The 16,727-nt window shown below is 39.8% G+C and carries 20 protein-coding genes and 1 tRNA gene; 12 read left to right on the top strand and 9 right to left on the bottom strand.

Annotated elements, in window-relative coordinates:
• The first annotated feature begins 30 nt into the window (after positions 1 to 30).
• The gene (locus A3GS_RS0106025) at positions 31 to 654 is read left to right on the top strand and encodes a hypothetical protein (RefSeq protein WP_018364527.1); all 624 of its coding nucleotides are present in this window, start codon (positions 31 to 33) and stop codon (positions 652 to 654) included.
• A gap of 54 nt (positions 655 to 708) precedes the next feature.
• On the opposite strand, the gene serS is transcribed toward A3GS_RS0106025, so the two are convergent.
• From serS to A3GS_RS0106065, 7 genes are all read right to left on the bottom strand, one after another.
• Positions 709 to 1,986, bottom strand: coding sequence for a serine--tRNA ligase (gene serS, locus A3GS_RS0106030; RefSeq protein ID WP_018364528.1), 1,278 nt, complete (start codon positions 1,984 to 1,986; stop codon positions 709 to 711).
• Positions 1,987 to 2,037: 51 nt separating this feature from the next.
• Positions 2,038 to 2,259, bottom strand: a complete 222-nt coding sequence (locus tag A3GS_RS0106035; RefSeq protein ID WP_018364529.1) for a hypothetical protein — start codon at positions 2,257 to 2,259, stop codon at positions 2,038 to 2,040.
• A 457-nt stretch (positions 2,260 to 2,716) separates the two neighbouring features.
• Entirely contained in the window at positions 2,717 to 3,085 is a 369-nt protein-coding gene (locus A3GS_RS0106040; protein ID WP_018364530.1) for a DUF956 family protein, read from the bottom strand.
• 179 nt (positions 3,086 to 3,264) lie between these two features.
• Positions 3,265 to 4,176 carry a PTS system mannose/fructose/sorbose family transporter subunit IID gene (locus tag A3GS_RS0106045; RefSeq protein ID WP_018364531.1) on the bottom strand — a complete coding sequence of 304 codons (912 nt, stop codon included), beginning with the start codon at positions 4,174 to 4,176 and terminating at the stop codon, positions 3,265 to 3,267.
• Between the two features lie 14 nt (positions 4,177 to 4,190).
• Positions 4,191 to 4,994: a PTS mannose/fructose/sorbose transporter subunit IIC gene (locus A3GS_RS0106050; protein WP_018364532.1), complete on the bottom strand. Its 804-nt coding sequence runs from the start codon at positions 4,992 to 4,994 to the stop codon at positions 4,191 to 4,193.
• 71 nt (positions 4,995 to 5,065) lie between these two features.
• Entirely contained in the window at positions 5,066 to 6,061 is a 996-nt protein-coding gene (locus A3GS_RS0106055; protein ID WP_018364533.1) for a PTS sugar transporter subunit IIB, read from the bottom strand.
• A gap of 386 nt (positions 6,062 to 6,447) precedes the next feature.
• Positions 6,448 to 7,260 (bottom strand): HAD family hydrolase, encoded by an 813-nt coding sequence (locus A3GS_RS0106065; RefSeq protein ID WP_018364535.1) that lies wholly within the window; start codon positions 7,258 to 7,260, stop codon positions 6,448 to 6,450.
• 96 nt (positions 7,261 to 7,356) lie between these two features.
• Here A3GS_RS0106065 and A3GS_RS0106070 point away from each other — a divergent pair, with 96 nt between their 5' ends.
• The 6 genes from A3GS_RS0106070 (at position 7,357) to lytR (ending at position 12,432) form a co-directional block, all read left to right on the top strand.
• Positions 7,357 to 7,941, top strand: coding sequence for a DUF1361 domain-containing protein (locus A3GS_RS0106070; RefSeq protein ID WP_018364536.1), 585 nt, complete (start codon positions 7,357 to 7,359; stop codon positions 7,939 to 7,941).
• Positions 7,942 to 8,049: 108 nt separating this feature from the next.
• The gene (locus tag A3GS_RS0106075) at positions 8,050 to 8,649 is read left to right on the top strand and encodes a DUF1361 domain-containing protein (RefSeq protein ID WP_018364537.1); all 600 of its coding nucleotides are present in this window, start codon (positions 8,050 to 8,052) and stop codon (positions 8,647 to 8,649) included.
• Between the two features lie 105 nt (positions 8,650 to 8,754).
• On the top strand, positions 8,755 to 10,176 hold the full coding sequence (locus tag A3GS_RS0106080; RefSeq protein WP_018364538.1) for an NCS2 family permease: 1,422 nt from the start codon (positions 8,755 to 8,757) through the stop codon (positions 10,174 to 10,176).
• Between the two features lie 105 nt (positions 10,177 to 10,281).
• Complete coding sequence (tsaE, locus tag A3GS_RS0106085) at positions 10,282 to 10,725, top strand: tRNA (adenosine(37)-N6)-threonylcarbamoyltransferase complex ATPase subunit type 1 TsaE (RefSeq protein ID WP_018364539.1); 444 nt, start codon at positions 10,282 to 10,284, stop codon at positions 10,723 to 10,725.
• Positions 10,718 to 11,236, top strand: coding sequence for a GNAT family N-acetyltransferase (locus tag A3GS_RS0106090; protein ID WP_018364540.1), 519 nt, complete (start codon positions 10,718 to 10,720; stop codon positions 11,234 to 11,236). Before tsaE ends, A3GS_RS0106090 begins: the two co-directional genes overlap by 8 nt.
• Positions 11,237 to 11,265: 29 nt before the next feature.
• Positions 11,266 to 12,432, top strand: coding sequence for a glycopolymer--peptidoglycan transferase LytR (gene lytR / locus A3GS_RS0106095; RefSeq protein WP_018364541.1), 1,167 nt, complete (start codon positions 11,266 to 11,268; stop codon positions 12,430 to 12,432).
• 34 nt (positions 12,433 to 12,466) lie between these two features.
• Here lytR and A3GS_RS0106100 read toward each other — a convergent pair whose 3' ends face one another.
• Entirely contained in the window at positions 12,467 to 12,760 is a 294-nt protein-coding gene (locus A3GS_RS0106100; RefSeq protein WP_018364542.1) for a hypothetical protein, read from the bottom strand.
• A complete protein-coding gene (locus A3GS_RS0106105) occupies positions 12,757 to 13,176 on the bottom strand; it encodes an HIT family protein (RefSeq protein WP_018364543.1) in 420 nt (139 codons plus the stop codon). Before A3GS_RS0106105 ends, A3GS_RS0106100 begins: the two co-directional genes overlap by 4 nt.
• Before the next feature lie 71 nt (positions 13,177 to 13,247).
• Here A3GS_RS0106105 and A3GS_RS0106110 point away from each other — a divergent pair, with 71 nt between their 5' ends.
• The 5 genes from A3GS_RS0106110 (at position 13,248) to A3GS_RS0106130 (ending at position 16,648) form a co-directional block, all read left to right on the top strand.
• Entirely contained in the window at positions 13,248 to 13,973 is a 726-nt protein-coding gene (locus A3GS_RS0106110; protein WP_018364544.1) for an ABC transporter ATP-binding protein, read from the top strand.
• Positions 13,974 to 13,975: 2 nt separating this feature from the next.
• Positions 13,976 to 15,010, top strand: a complete 1,035-nt coding sequence (locus A3GS_RS0106115) for an ABC transporter permease (RefSeq protein ID WP_018364545.1) — start codon at positions 13,976 to 13,978, stop codon at positions 15,008 to 15,010.
• Between the two features lie 68 nt (positions 15,011 to 15,078).
• On the top strand, positions 15,079 to 15,879 hold the full coding sequence (ccrZ, locus tag A3GS_RS0106120; RefSeq protein ID WP_018364546.1) for a cell cycle regulator CcrZ: 801 nt from the start codon (positions 15,079 to 15,081) through the stop codon (positions 15,877 to 15,879).
• On the top strand, positions 15,869 to 16,504 hold the full coding sequence (gene trmB / locus A3GS_RS0106125) for a tRNA (guanosine(46)-N7)-methyltransferase TrmB (RefSeq protein WP_018364547.1): 636 nt from the start codon (positions 15,869 to 15,871) through the stop codon (positions 16,502 to 16,504). Before ccrZ ends, trmB begins: the two co-directional genes overlap by 11 nt.
• Before the next feature lie 57 nt (positions 16,505 to 16,561).
• Positions 16,562 to 16,648: transfer RNA gene (locus A3GS_RS0106130), tRNA-Ser, on the top strand.
• Positions 16,649 to 16,727 lie beyond the last annotated feature (79 nt).

The following is a 16,727-nucleotide window of genomic DNA, read 5'->3' on the forward strand; positions in this document are numbered from 1 at the left end:
TAACGATTGTAAGAAAAAAGAGGTGTGCGAATGTTAGAGGCAATTAATAACTATTTGGATTACCAAGGAATGAAATATATCAAGCCAGAAAAGACGGTGGATATGGCTTCTATGATGTCGAATGTACGGCAATTAGCACAGGCTGCACGCAAGGAATTTGAGACAATTTGTAAGGCATTAATACCTAAAATTACTCCATTTGAGCCAGGAGGTGTCAGTCAATGGATGAATCAGGCACAGATTTGCCGCCCGCATTTTTGGTGTTATTATCTCTTGCCATGTGACAGTCAAGAGGATGTAGCCTTAGCTATCAGGCTCTACGGGATAAAGGACAATTTTGGAATATCTGTTGAGGTCAGCTTTGTGGAGCGCAAGAAATCTGATGATACCCTAGACAAACAGCATAAGGTTTTGTCGGTGACAATAGCAGAGCCGCTTTATTATTTTGTACAGGTAGATAGCGTCAGTCATCGTGAGGCGGGCACGGAGGAAAATCGCTTGCGCTTGCAAGAACAGATTAAGTTAGGGGATGTTCGTAAAGTACTGGTCAAATACGATATTCCACTGACAGCTGATATTACAGTTGACGATCTGACAGATAGACTTGCCGCTGGATTTGATAAAGTATTGCCCTACTATCAAGCAACAAAATAATGCTCAAAAAAGAACAAACCAAAGGTTTTTAAGAGACCTCTGATTTGTTCTTTTTTATTTCGGTGCGATGATTTCTACCCCCCCCATATAAGGACGAAGGGCTTCGGGAATTGTCACAGAACCATCTTCGTTTTGGTAATTTTCAAGAATGGCTGCGACAGTACGTCCGACAGCAAGACCTGAACCGTTGAGGGTGTGAAGGAGTTTTACTTTGCCATCTGCTTCATCACGGTAACGGATTTGGGCACGGCGTGCTTGGAAATCTTCAGTATTTGAACATGAAGAAATTTCACGGTAAGTGTTTTGAGCTGGAATCCAAACTTCCAAGTCATAAGTTTTAGCAGCTGAGAAGCCCATATCGCCAGTACAGAGGGTGATAACACGGTATGGCAAGCCTAGTTTTTGGAGAATATTTTCGGCGTTAGCCGTCATTTTTTCCAACTCATCATAAGAACTTTCCGGTTTAGAGAATTTTACCATTTCAACTTTGTGGAATTGGTGCAGACGGATTAGTCCGCGTGTGTCACGCCCAGCAGAACCTGCTTCAGAGCGGAATGAAGGACTCATAGCGGTAAAATAGATTGGCAAATCTTTACCATCAAGAATTTCGCCACGGTAGTAGTTGGTTACAGGTACTTCAGCAGTTGGAATGAGGACGTAATCACTGTCTGCCAACTCAAAAGTGTCTTCCTTGAACTTCGGATATTGACCAGTACCAAACATTGAGTCGTGGTTAACCATGTAAGGTGGGATGATTTCAGTGTAGCCTTCTTTGGCGTGTTCATCAAGCATAAAGTTGTAGATGGCACGTTCTAGACGTGCACCTAAACCTTTATAGAAAAGGAAGCGAGAACCAGTAACTTTCGCACCGCGCTCCCAATCAAGGATATCAAGGTCTTCACCAAGATCCCAATGTGCTTTAATGTCAAAGTCAAATTCGCGAGGTGTTCCCCAACGGCGAACTTCCACGTTTTCAACTTCGTCAGCACCGACAGGGACTGATTCGTGTGGTGTGTTTGGCAAGCGCACGATGATGTCGTTGAGTTTTTCATCAATTTCCGCTAATTCGGCATCGGTTGCCTTGATGTCGGTGGATAGTTTTTGCATAGCTGCGATTTGGTCAGAAGCATCTTCCTTGTTGCGTTTAGCTTGGGCAATAGCAGCAGATGCGATGTTACGCTCTGCTTTTGCTTCTTCGGATTTGATCAGAAGCTTACGACGTTTTGCGTCAAGCTCTTTGAGTTCGTGAAGTGTTTCTTGACTAACGCCACGGTTGGCAAGTTTCTCAGCCATAGTGTCAAAGTCATTACGAATACGTTTGATGTCTAACATAGTTTCCTCCAAATAGGTTAGTAAGTGATACAAGGGTTAGTAGTAATTAAGTTACTTGAAGTCCTCTTTACTGATGGCTACGGATGGGTAATGCGCTAAGTCAGCGAGGTCAGTATCAAGTGGCAAATCATAGATGGCCAAGTAGTCTTCTGGGAACTGCTTTTGGTATGCCTCCATTTTATTGTTAATAGCGTTTTTGTCTGATGAGGCGAAAAGCACTTCAACAACAGCTTTTGCTTTGTCTGCAAAAGCATGAACAATGATTTGAATCATAGAAAAAGCCTCCTTAATAAGAAAAAACACAAGATGTACGCGCTGGAGCGCTAAACGCGCGGTTCCATCCAGCTTCACATCCTGTGCACTTGATTATTTCTTAAATTACGACACGGTAGAATTTGGGATTGTGCTTTTATCTGCTTGCAGCTACCGCAGACTTTCTGAAAAAAGTATTCAATCTTACTTATCCGTTAGCTATATTATATACAAATTTTGCTTAAAAGTAAACCATATCTTAACCAACAAAGCTGGGGAATTAAGTAAAATAGGATGTTTTGCCAGGGATATAGTCATTTTGTTAATAGCAGAGCGTAGCTGTGAACCTCCTTGTGATAGTTGCTATGGTCTCAATTGATGAGGTACTATGCTGTGGAGCAGTAATGAGCATAGGGGAGGATTAATAAAAATGAAAATCCCAGGCTTAGTTGACAACTAAATCTGGGTTAACAGTGACTTATTGGCGTTTGAAAGACTTCACTTTGGTAATGATAGTCTGGAAGAAGGTCGGCAATTTCACTACTTTATCATTACCAAGGTGGTTACGTGCGACTTTGAGAATCTTTCCAGAGTCTTTAGAAGCAAATAGAAACTTGCCTTGGTCTGTGAAGATTTCAAAATGACGGCTAACCTTTTTTCGAGTGACGTTGGCGCCGATTTGATTGATGGCTGTCCAAGGAATTTGAATAAATTGTTCGACATTGACATCTGGGTAAAATTCAATGGCGACATCGCCAATAAGGAATTTCCCGACCTTTCCACCCATTGCCAAGTAAGACACACCGCTGGTTTGTAATTCAACTGATTTGTTAAGGGATTGAGCCATAAATTTCTCTCACTTTATCGTTTTTTCGTTTTATTATATCATAATCAAAATAGTTTGACAGGTCTTAGGTGATTTGCAGCAATCTTCTAAAACGCTCCGCCATTTTTATGAGCAGTAAAGGTTTTTATAAAGATAAAAAAGAGAGGTTAGAACATTTGTCCTAACTTCTCACTAAGTCATTACATGATATGGAAGAAACGAGCAGCAATACCAACGATGAACAATGCAATGATGATTGTGATTGGTGATACTTTTTTCTTAAGCAACCACATGCAAAGGAAGGTTAAGAGAAGTCCCATCAAACCAGGAATCAATGCATCCAATTGTCCTTGGAGTGTTTGTGCTTGCATTTTATCAAGTCCAAGGCCACTATCTACCTGACCGAGAATGTCATGCAATTGTTGACCCGTTACGTTTCCTTTAGGAAATTCAATGTAAGCACCTTTAGACAATGTTTTAGAAGGGAGTGAAACTGTAAATGCAATGTTTACCCAACGTTCAACAAGAACAGCAATGATAAACATACCGAGGATTGATGCTCCTTTAGTGATGTCTTTCAAGATACCACCTGACATGTCTTTAGTGATTTCTGAGCCAGCTTTGTAGCCAAATTCTTGAGCGTACCATAGGAAGGCCATACGGATAAGGTTCCAAAGAACGAAGAACAAGATTGGTCCCATAACGTTACCAGCCATAGCCAGTGACGCACCGAGAGCACCGAGGATAGGACGAACAGTAAACCAGAAGACAGGGTCACCAATACCAGCAAGAGGTCCCATCATACCGATTTTGACCCCTTGAACAGCAGTGTCATCAATTTCAGCACCGTTTGCTTTTTCTTCTTCAAGGGCAAGTGTTACACCAAGAATAGGAGCAGCTACGTATGGGTGAGTGTTAAAGAATTCCAAGTGACGTTCAAGAGCAGCAGCTCGGTCTTCTTTAGAAGTGTAGAGTTTTTTAATAGCAGGAATCAGTGCGTAAGCCCAACCTAAGTTTTGCATACGTTCATAGTTCCATGAACCTTGCAAGAAGGTTGAACGCCACCAAACTTTTTGACGATCTGATTTGCTTAATTGAATTTTTTCAGCCATGATTGTTCCCCTTCCTAGTAGTCTTCAAGGATGTCGCCAATTGGATCGCCAGAACCTGAGGAAGTTCCACCACCGTTACCACCTTGTTTAGAAAGGTTGATATAGATAATAGCGATAGCGACACCGATTGTACCCATTGCGATAAGTGTAAGGTTAGACAAAGCAGCAAGAGCAAAACCGATAGCGAAGAATGGCCATACTTCACGAGTAGCCATCATGTTGATAACCATTGCATAACCAACGGCAACAACCATACCACCACCGACAGCCATACCACCTGACAACCAATCTGGCATAGCACCTAAGATACTTTGTACAACTGATGTTGGTACTGCAAGAAGAAGAGCAGCAGGAACAGCAATACGAAGACCTTGGAGAAGAAGAGCAATCAGGTGAGTACGTTCAACAGCGGCAATGTTACCTTCTTTGGCAGCAGCGTCGGCACCGTGAACTAGACCAACTGAGATTGTACGAACAATCATAGTAAGGAAAAGTCCAGCAACGGCAAGAGGGATAGCTGTTGTATAGGCAAAACTGATACCTTTGTTAGTAAAGTCTCCACCTTGCACCATGATGATGGCAGATGCAACAGAAGCAAGAGCAGCATCAGGGGCAACAGCAGCACCAATGTTAGCCCAACCAAGGGCAATCATTTGAAGAGTACCACCAAGGATAACACCTGCTTCGAGGTGACCTGTTACAAGACCAATGAGGGTACAAGCAACAAGTGGTTGGTGGAATTGGAATTGGTCGAGGATACCTTCAAGTCCAGCAAAGAAGGCAACAACAACGACTAAAATCATAGAAATAACTGACATTATTCTAGTTCCTTTCGTTTATTAGAAAAGTTTTAGTGAACAAGACTAGCTTTTATAAAGTCTGGTCTTAGTTATTGGACGTTCGCTTTTTGAATAAGGTCAAACAAGTCTTTCTTAGAGTCATTTGGCACTTTACGAACATCAAATGTAACACCAAGGTCACGCAATTTTTCAAAGGTAGCAACGTCATCTTTGTCCATTGAAAGAACGTTATTAACCATTGTTTTACCTGTTGAGTGAGCCATCGAACCAACGTTAAGTTCTTTGATTGGCACGCCACCTTCAATAGCTTCAAGAGCTTCTTGAGGGGTTTCAAACAAGATGAGTGCGTGGGTGTTACCAAAGCGAGGGTCCTTAGCAACTTCAATCAATTTCTTGATTGGCACAACGTTAGCACGAACACCGTTTGGTGCGGCTTGTTTAATCAACTCTTTACGTAACTCGTCTTTGGCAACAGCATCAGACGCAACGATGATGCGATCAGCTTTAGAAGCTGGTGTCCAACCTGTTGCAACTTGTCCGTGAAGTAGACGTGTGTCAATACGAGCAAGGTTGATTTTGAGTTTTCCGTCACCGATAACAGTCCCTTCTGGAATAGCACCTTGAGGTACTGCAGCTTGTGCGGCTGGAGCGCTGGCTACTTCTCCGGCAGGATTGAGTTCTTCAGGAAGTGCTTTAACACCGTCCTTAGCCTCTTTAATGATGTTGGCTGCGACTTGTTCAACACCTGCATTTGCGTCCATCATACGCTCTGTGTAGGCTTGAATAAGCATTGGCAAATTGAGACCAGTGATAATAGCCATCTTGCGGTCAGGATTTTCACCCATAACACGACTTGCTTGGTTAAATGGAGAGCCACTCCACAAGTCAGCAAGTACAAGGACTTCATCATCAGCATCAAATTGTGCGATAGCATTGTTGAAGTGTGCATATAAATCATCTGGTCCTTCATTTGGCATGAAAGTGACGACTTGAACTTTCTCTTGTTCACCGAAAATCATTGAACCTGATTGATGAATGCCTTCAGCAAATTTACCGTGGCTGGCAATAACAATACCGATACCCATGTTCTTCCTCCTTATTTATATTTTTCATTGAACTAAAAAAGAATAATCTCCTTCCACCGAAGTGGCAATTCTTTTTCAGTCCAAGGAAATTTAAGAACGTATATATTGTAAAACGTTTTCAGCTAAAATGCAAGACTATTTGAACAAAAATGACAGCAAAAAAGGAAAAATTTTCAGAATCAGTCATAAAAAAGTGATTGTTTTTGACAGAAAAGTGACATTTGTTAGCAAATATATCCTAAAATATGCAAAAAATGTTTCTATTTGACAGAAAAATTGTCAAAAAGTGAAAATAAAATTATTTTCTTCCAAGTATTATTTTTCATTAGGAAAGAAAAGACAAGAGAAAAATCAGTCCAAGCAAGCCTGTGACCGATTTCGTAATATTATAAAAATATTTTTTCCAGCTCTTTGGCGACACCATCTTCTTCATTACTAAAAGTGGTTTGCATATCCGCAAATGGAAGCAATACGGAAGAGGCATTTTTCATAGCGTAGCCTCGTCCAGCCAAAGATAGCATTTCTGTATCATTGTGCTCATCACCAAAAGCAATTAAATCATTTTTAGATTTATTCATAATCCTGAGTAGGTAAGAAAGAGCATAGGCTTTGTTGATGCCTTTGGGTGAAAACTCCAAAATATTGAGCGGTCCTCCCCAAGAATCAATTTCCATTTCATAGTTAAAATGCTTGCGCATCTCATCGGCAAGTGTATACTTATCTTCATGCCGTGTTTGCATGAGGAGAGCATTGGGGTTGCGAGTGATCTTTTTAACATCAAGTGCCATGTCTTTGGTAATGTTGTCCACTCCAAAAAGTTGTGGGTTGATGCTATCAGGATTTTCCATAGTTATATAGAAGTTTTTGCGATATTCGCTGGCAATAAAATCTGCCTCAACAGCATCTTCTAACTTGAGCGTTTCAAGGAGGTATTTCTTGTCAATGGTTACACTGTGCTCAAATTGCCATTTTTTTTCAGGCACATGGGTCAAAGAACCGTTGAAGCTAATCATTGGTGTTGATAAATTCAGCCGCTTGTAGTGGTCAATCGCCATGCGATAAGGTCTGCCTGTGGCAATGACAACTTGGTGACCAAGTTCTTGAACCTTATTGATAGTATCTACGGTATAGTCTGAGATGGTATTATCACTATGCAGCAATGTTCCATCTAAATCAAGAGCAATCATTTTTTTAGTCATAATTTATATTATAGCAAAATTTATCTTCAATTAAAGGGAAAAGTCTGTCTGGAGTATGCTATAATATTTTTTAAAGAATGAAAAGGAAGAGTTTCTATGCACAAGATTATTTTTAGTCATTTATTCGTTGCCTTTATCATGATGGGAATTTGGACTTACCAACCAAACGTTGATGGTCTCATGTCGGGCTTGATTATGTCTTTGATTACCCTAGAGATGGGTTTCTTAGCTTTTCATAGTAAGAATACGATTTTTAAAGTTGTTGCTATAATTATTTGGTGTATTTTTTATCCTAGCAATTTTAAGATTTTATTAGGTGTGGCAGATGTATCTTTTGGTGGAGATGCTATCTGGACCAATGAGGCTATGAAGCCTTTCATGGTTTATTTGGCCTGTCTCGCTTTTGCTCTAGTGGCAGCCACCCTGAGTGCGCAGCTCATTTTAAAAAGTTTCAAACTTAACCTTTATGTTCAGCTCATTTTAATGCCTATTATCGCCATTGCGGCGAGTTTTTTCCTCCATTTAGAAAGGGTGGGTTCTCTGGGGTGGGGAGACTTTCTCCTAAGCCCGCTTAATTTTATTAGCCAAGTTTTGACTAATCTGGCTTCGGCAAATATTCCCTTTATTATTGGTTTAAGTGCGATTCAATCCATGCTCTTGATTTTATTAGGAGATGATTAGTACATTCTTGAGAATTGCTTTGCAATTCTTTTTTTGCTAGCTTACAAAATTATCTACTTTTAAGATATTTTTGCTATAATAGCAAATTAAAAGAAGACGGAGGTCAAAATGAAGAAAAAAATAGTGTTCGTACATCTCTTTTTCCTAGTAATCTCACTGGGAATAAAATATTATCACCTATCTGGTCCAGATTTAATTTGGAATATGTTTTTAGCTCTAGTAGCGTTAGATTTTTCTGTGTCAGCCTTTTATGCCAAGAGAAAATGGTTGAGATGGTCGACAGCAGTACTATGGCTATTCTTTTACCCCAACACCTTTTACATGTTGACAGATATTATCCACATGCATTTTGCTAGTACAGTTTTGTGGGAGACGTCCAGCATGATTCTTTACATGCTTTATGTGCCTAGTATCTTATTTGGCGTTTTGTGCGGCATTGAAAGTGTCAGGAATGTGATGGAGACTTTTAAGGTAAGCAATTATTATATCCGTTTGGCTTTGATTGCGGTGCTATCGCTTATTTCCAGCTTTGCCATCCATATCGGTCGCTATGCTAGACTAAATTCCTGGGATATCTTCACCAGACCTATGACCGTTGTTCGTGAAATACTTGATGTGATCAGTTGGAATGCCTTTTATTTTGTAGTTGGATTTACTTGTATTCAAATCATGTGTCTGGTTTTTTTGGACAGGGAAAACGAAAAATAAAGTTCTTGAAAAGTGGATAATCTTTTGTTAGAATGGATGAGTCGCTCGTTGATGATGAGTAAATCACGAACGTTACTAACTTATTTTAAGGAGAGTCCACTCTAAATGGAAAAGTTTTTTAAACTGAAGGAACATGGAACCGATGTCCGCACTGAAGTGACAGCTGGTTTGACGACCTTCTTTGCGATGTCTTACATCCTATTCGTTAATCCATCAATGCTTGCACAGACAGGCATGCCAGCTCAAGGTGTTTTCTTAGCAACTATCATTGGTGCAGTTGTCGGTACCTTGATGATGGCTTTCTATGCTAATTTGCCTTACGCACAGGCGCCTGGCATGGGGCTCAATGCTTTCTTTACTTACACGGTTGTCTTTTCATTAGGTTACACTTGGCAAGAAGCCTTGGCCATGGTCTTCATTTGTGGTTTGATTTCATTAGTCATCACGGTGACAAAAGTTCGTAAAATGATTATTGAACAAATTCCAGCAGCCTTAAAGTCAGCTATTTCAGCTGGTATCGGTATCTTCCTAGCTTATGTTGGAATTAAGAATGCTGGCTTCTTGAAATTTTCAATTGATCCAGGTACTTATACAGTGGCTGGTAAAGGAGCTGCTAAAGGATTAGCTTCTATTACAGCAAACTCTTCAGCTACTCCAGGGCTTGTTGCTTTCAATACACCTGGTGTTATCCTTGCCTTGATTGGTTTAGCAGTGACAATTTTCTTCATTGTAAAGGGGATTCGTGGTGGCGTTATCTTGTCAATCGCTGTAACAACCATCATTGGTATTTTTATGGGGGTTGTTAACCTAGGAAATATCAACTGGGCTGCGACTAATCTATCAGCTTCATTTGGGGACTTGAAATCTATTTTCGGTGTTGCTCTAGGAAGTAAAGGTTTGGGATCATTGTTTGCTGATCCTTCTCGTATTCCAGGTGTCTTGATGGCGATTCTGGCTTTCTCATTGACTGATATTTTTGATACAATTGGTACGCTTATCGGTACAGGTGAAAAAGTTGGTATCATTGCTACAACAGGCGATAACAACGAATCTAAGGCTCTTGATAAGGCGCTTTATTCAGATTTGATGGCAACAACCATCGGAGCTATCGCGGGGACTTCAAACGTTACGACTTATGTTGAGTCCGCTGCTGGTATCGGTGCTGGTGGACGTACAGGTTTGACCGCTTTGGTAGTAGCGGTACTCTTTGCGATTTCAAGCTTCTTTAGTCCGCTTGTTTCAATTGTACCAACACAGGCAACAGCACCAATTCTTATTATCGTTGGTGTCATGATGCTGTCTAACCTAAAGAATATTACTTGGGATGACATGGCAGAAGCTGTACCAGCTTTCTTTACTTCCATCTTTATGGGATTTTCTTACAGTATTACTTACGGGATTACCGCTGGTTTTATCACTTACACATTAGTAAAAATCGTCAAAGGTCAAGCGAAAGACATTCACGCTATTCTATGGATTTTGGATGCACTCTTTATCTTAAACTTTGTCAGCTTAGCTATTTTATAAGAAAATATACAGGTTGAGGGCGAAAGTCCTCAGCTTTTTTTACTTTTATGATTAGTATTTAGGGTTGTGCTTGGAAGAGTAAGTGTTTTTTGATATAATAGCCTTATGTTTTACAGTCATGATGAAAATGAGCTGATGGCCATTGGACAAAAAATTGGCCAAGTTTTAAAAGAAAATGATGTTTTGGTTTTAACAGGCGACTTGGGAGCTGGAAAGACGACTTTGACTAAGGGAATTGCTAGAGGTTTAGGAATTACTCAAATGGTCAAAAGTCCGACCTATACCATTGTGCGTGAGTATCAAGGCCGCTTGCCTTTGTATCATTTGGACGTTTATCGCATTGGTGACGACCCAGATTCTATTGACTTGGATGATTTTCTTTATGGTCAAGGTGTGACTGTTATTGAATGGGGTGAGCTCCTAAGTGATGGGGTGCTGGATGATTATTTGGAAGTGATCATCACTAAAGCGGATGATGGACGGCAGATTAATTTGAGAGCAAATGGCTCTCGTTCAGAAGAATTGTTGCGTGAGGTTGACAATGGCTAAGCAGGAATTTACCATCTGTGAAGCTGGTCTGGAAGATGCCCAAGCTTTGGCTGCTACTCTTGCACAGGTGCTTTCTGAGACGGATTTTTTAGCTCAGGATGATGCCTCTGCTATGACAGTGGAAGAAGTTGCTCAATTTATTGACAACAGGCAAAATTCTTTAAATGAGATTTGTTTGCTGGCTAAAATAGGTTCGGATGTTGCTGGACTGCTTAATATTTCTGCTCAAAAGAATTTTGCTTTTGAACACATTGGCGATATTTTTCTTGCAGTGAAAAAGGATTATTGGAATTATGGCATTGGTCAAATTTTGCTTCAAGAAGCTGTTGATTGGGCTGAGCATAGTGGTGTTATCCGCCGCTTGGAACTGACTGTTCAGAAGCGAAATAGCAGAGCAGTTCATGTTTACGAAAATGCAGGATTTGTCATTGAAGGTGTTAAGGAACGTGGCATCAAGACGAGAGATGGAGAATTTTTAGATGTTTATGCCATGAGTAAGTTGATAAACTGATTGATAGAACGGATAGATGAGAGGACAAAATGAGAATCGGAAAAAAAATTCTATTAATGCTGCTGGCTATTTTTGCCACAACCTTAGTAGCTGCTGGCGTATATGTCACATCAGCTTATAATTTTTCAACCAATGCGTTATCTAAAACCTTCAAGGATTTTGATACATCAAGTTCTAAGAGCCAAGCTATCAAGCAAACTAAACCTTTTTCAATCTTGCTGATGGGAGTTGATACAGGATCTGCAGAGCGTAAGGACAAGTGGGCTGGAAATAGTGATTCTATGATTTTGGTGACAGTTAACCCAAAAACAAAGAAAACAACCATAACCAGCCTAGAGCGTGATATTTTGATCAATCTGAGCGGTCCAGAAGATAACGATATGAATGGTGCGCAGGCTAAGTTAAATGCTGCCTATGCCTCGGGCGGAGCTCAAATGGCTATCATGACGGTTCAAGATTTGCTAGATATTAAAATTGACAATTATATTCAAATTAATATGCAAGGATTGGTTGATTTAGTTGACGCAGTCGGTGGAATTACAGTTACTAATGAATTTGATTTTCCAATCTCTATTGAAGAAACTGAACCAGACTACACGGCGAGTGTTGCTCCAGGCACTCACAAAATTAATGGGGACCAAGCACTCGTTTATTCACGTATGCGCCACCAGGATCCGACAGGGGACTACGGTCGTCAAAAGCGCCAGCGTGAGGTTATTCAAAAAGTCTTGAAAAAAGTGCTAGCTTTGAATAGTGTCAGCTCGTATAAGAAGATTTTATCGGCGGTAAGTAGTAATATGCGAACTAATATTGAGATTTCTTCGAGCACTATTCCAAGCTTATTGGGATATAAGGATGCTTTAACAACTGTCAAATCTCATCAGCTTAAAGGAGAAGATGCCACCTTAGCTGATGGAGGGTCTTACCAAATAGTGACATCGGATCATCTGCTTGATATTCAAAATGATATCAAGAAAGAACTTGGTCAGACGACAAGTAAGGAGCTGAAAACAACAGCTGTATTATATGAAGATCTTTATGGAGCCTCCTACTCTTCTAGCCCTACCTATGACAGTGGATACAGCGATCAAACTTATAATAGTGGTTATAGTGACCAGACTTACAACTCTGGTTATGGCTACTCCTCTGAGTATCAAGGAAACTATAATAACTATCAAGGCCAAACTTATCAATAAAAAATACGAACCGACTTTCTTGACGGTTCGTATTTTAGTGCTCATGTTGATATTTAGTTAGGCGGTCGTTGATCTCGGCAAGGTGTGCTTGGCTTTCCTGTGAGAAGACACGCAGTTTGTATTTCAAATCTTGGCTCAGGTTGTCAAGATTTGCCCTTTCTTGCTTGATAATTGTTAAATTCTTTTTGATGTTGTCTAGGTCGGATTTTGCAGCTTGGATGGCTTTCTTTGATTCTAGATAGTCTGCTTTTAGCTGTTGACGATTTTTGACAAGTTGATAACTGGCGTAACTAGTTAATCCGAAAGTGATAAGATATTTTAACTTCATTCCTCAACCTCGCTAGCAATTTGTGCAGCTAATTTTCCAAGAACATTGAAGTCTGGCTCGTGTGTTGTATATTCAATTTTGATACCATCGTTTTGATCATATCGAGGAACTAGGTGGACATGGGCATGAAAGACTGACTGCCCTGCAATTTCTTCATTATTATTAATAATATTCATACCAACTGCCCCAGTTGCTTTTTGTAAAGCGCGAGCTAATTTCGGTAAACGAGCAAATAAGTCTTGGGCAGTGCTTTCATCCATTTCTAAAACGTTGCGGACATGTTTTTTAGGAATGAGGAGAGTATGTCCTTTGGTTGTTTGAGATAAGTCTAAGAAAGCCATGACTTGGTCGTCTTCGTAAACTTTTGATGATGGAATATCACCTGCAACGATTTTACAAAAAATGCAATTATCCATAAAAATATACCTTCTCTGTCTGATTTTGTTATAATGATTAATATAAGTATATCAAAAATAGTGAGAATTGTATGTTAAAAATCGAAAACTTAACGGGCGGTTATGTCAACATTCCCGTTTTAAAAAATATTTCTTTTGAAGTAGCAGATGGTGAGTTGGTTGGCCTCATTGGTCTAAATGGTGCAGGAAAATCAACCACCATCAATGAGATTATTGGACTGCTGACACCTTATCAGGGAAAAATTAGTCTTGATGGACTTACTTTAGAAAAAAATCAGTCGGATTACCGTAAAAAAATTGGTTTTATTCCAGAGACGCCTAGTTTGTATGAAGAGTTGACGTTGCGTGAACATCTTGAGACAATTGCCATGGCTTACGACCTTGATGTAGAAGCAGCTATGGTTAAGGCTCAGCCCTTGCTGGATATGTTTCGCTTGTCTGAAAAGCTGGACTGGTTCCCTATTAATTTTTCAAAAGGGATGAAGCAGAAGGTGATGATTATTTGTGCTTTCCTTGTTGATCCAAGTCTATTTATTATTGATGAACCTTTTCTTGGTTTGGATCCACTGGCTATTGCTGATTTAACGAAGTTATTAGCTGAAGAAAAGGTTAAAGGAAAGTCTATCTTGATGAGCACTCACGTGTTAGATTCAGCAGAAAAAATGTGCGACCGTTTTGTCATTCTTCATCAGGGACAAGTTTTAGCTGCTGGAACGCTGGATCAGCTCCGCCAATCTTTTGGCCGTGAAGAAGCCAGTCTGAACGAGATTTATATGGCTTTGACCGCAGAGGTGTAGTCATGAAAGATTTGTTTAAAAAGCGTCGTCAGCTTTTTCTAATGCAGACAAGCAAGTATTTGCGTTACGTTTTCAATGATCATTTTGTCCTGGTATTGATCTTTTTACTAGGTTTCCTTATGGTGCAATATAGCAGACTTTTGCAGCATTTTCCAAGTAATCCATGGCCAATTAGTCTGATGTTATTATTTGTCAGCTTAATCTTGTTGAGCATGGGTTCAATTGCTACTTACTTGGAACCTGCAGATAAACAATTTCTGCTGACAAAGGAAGCAGAACTAGTGCAGCATATTAAGAGAGCAACAAAACGTTCTTTTCTTCTTTGGGTAGTTTTGCAGTCGTTTTTGCTACTTATCTTAGCGCCTATTTTTCTTAAATTAGGTCTGTCAATCGCTGATTTTCTAGCTATTTTGTCTTTTTTAGCTCTAATGAAATGGTTTGTCATGCAGTTCAAGGCTAAAGCTTTTTTCAGTCAAAAAGGTCTGGACTGGAATAGAGTTATCCAATACGAGATTAAGCGTAAGCAGTCTATTTTGAAATTTTTTTCTCTTTTTACCACAGTTAAAGGAATTTCAAGTACTGTCAAACGACGCTCTTATCTAGATGTTTTTCTTATTTTGGTGCCTAAGGAGTCAAGTAAGACTTGGTCTAATCTTTATTTAAGAGCCTTTTTAAGAAGTTCAGACTATCTGGCTCTGACCGTTCGTTTACTTTTCTTAGCAATTTTAAGTTTGCTTTTGATTTCTAACCGTTTAGTAGCGGTAGGCTTGGTGCTTGTTTTCGATTATTTACTTTTGTTCCAATTATTGGCGCTCTACTACCATTTTGATTATAATTATCTGGCGGAGCTTTACCCATTGACGAATAAGTTGAAAAGGGATAATTTAAAACAATTTCTCAGAAAACTAGCTTATGTGATGACCTTGATAGAGCTTCTTTTAACCTTCTCTCTGCAAGGAGCTCTGCTATTAATCGGTGTAATGATTGCAATTATCGAAATCTATCTCCCTTACAAAATAAAGCAAGTCGTTGACTAAGTGCTATAAAACAAGTAAAATAGGGATAACAGTGCGATAAAAACGAAAGGAAAGGAGCAGCTTTTTAAATGTCAATATCTGATCAAGATTTAACCCTAACACCTTTGCGTGGGAAGAGCGGCAAAGCTTACATAGGGACCTATCCAAATGGTGAACGTATTTTTGTAAAATTGAATACGACACCTATTTTACCAGCTTTAGCTAAGGAGCAGATTGCACCACAGTTACTTTGGGCTAGGAGAACAGGAAACGGTGACATGATGAGTGCTCAAGAGTGGTTAGATGGCCGAATTCTGACCAAGGAAGATATGGGTAGCAAACAAATTATTCATATATTACTGCGCTTGCACAAGTCACGTCCCTTGGTTAACCAGCTTTTACAGCTCAACTATAAGATTGAAAATCCTTATGATCTGCTGATGGATTGGGAACGTAATGCACCACTTCAGATTTCTGAGAATACTTATTTACAGTCTGTCATTAAGGAACTCAAGCGTAGTTTGCCCGAATTCCGTTCAGAGATAGCGACCATTGTTCATGGTGATATCAAGCATAGTAACTGGGTTATCACAACCTCTGGTATGATCTATTTGGTGGACTGGGATTCTGTTCGCCTGACAGATCGTATGTATGATGTGGCCTACTTGCTTAGCCACTATATTCCGCAGTCTCGTTGGCATGAGTGGCTGTCTTATTATGGCTACAAGGATAATGAAAAAGTTCGTCAAAAAATTGCTTGGTATGGACAATTCGCTTACTTGATGCAAATTTTGAATTGCTTTGATAAGCGGGATATGGAACATGCTAATCAAGAAATTTATGGCTTAAGAAAATTTAGAGAGTTAATTAGAAAGAATAATGCGAGTTAGAAGACGTAAGGGGGCTGAGGAGCACCTCGAAAATAACCCACACTATGTTATTTTAAATCCTGAAGATGCTAAAGGGCGTTGGCGAGAAGTTTTTGGTAACGAGAATCCCATTCACATTGAGGTGGGTTCTGGCAAGGGAGCTTTTATCACTGGAATGGCTTTGCAAAATCCTAATATTAATTATATTGGCATTGACATTCAAGTTTCGGTTTTGAGCTACGCCTTGGATAAGGTTCTTGATAGTGGAGCGCAGAACGTTAAATTGCTTTTGGTTGATGGTTCAAGTTTGACCAATTATTTTGAAGATGGTGAAATTGATCTGCTCTACCTAAATTTCTCAGATCCATGGCCTAAGAAAAAGCATGAAAAACGCCGCTTGACCTATAAAACCTTTTTGGACACATATAAACAAATTTTGCCAGAAAATGGCGAAATTCACTTCAAAACTGATAATCGCGTTCTCTTTGAATACAGCCTAGCCAGCATGTCTCAATACGGTATGACCTTGAAACAGGTTTGGTTGGATTTGCATGCAAGTGATTATGAAGGGAATGTCATGACAGAGTACGAAGAAAAGTTCTCGAATAAGGGGCAAGTTATTTATCGCCTAGAGGCAAACTTTTAGTAGTCAGCCTTCTAAAAAAATGGTACAATAGACGGGCTGAAGTTTTCAGCTCAATTTGGAGAGGTCGCATAGTGGCCGAGTGCGCACGCTTGGAAAGCGTGTAGTCCTTAACGGGGCTCGGGGGTTCGAATCCCCTCCTCTCCTTTTATTCCATTGATATATCAAGGTTTTGATGGTGTTTGCCCACCATTTGCCCACTGATTTTAAATTTTGTTAAAAATCT

The organism is Streptococcus caballi DSM 19004, assembly GCF_000379985.1.
In the GTDB taxonomy this organism is placed as follows: Bacteria; Bacillota; Bacilli; order Lactobacillales; family Streptococcaceae; genus Streptococcus; species Streptococcus caballi.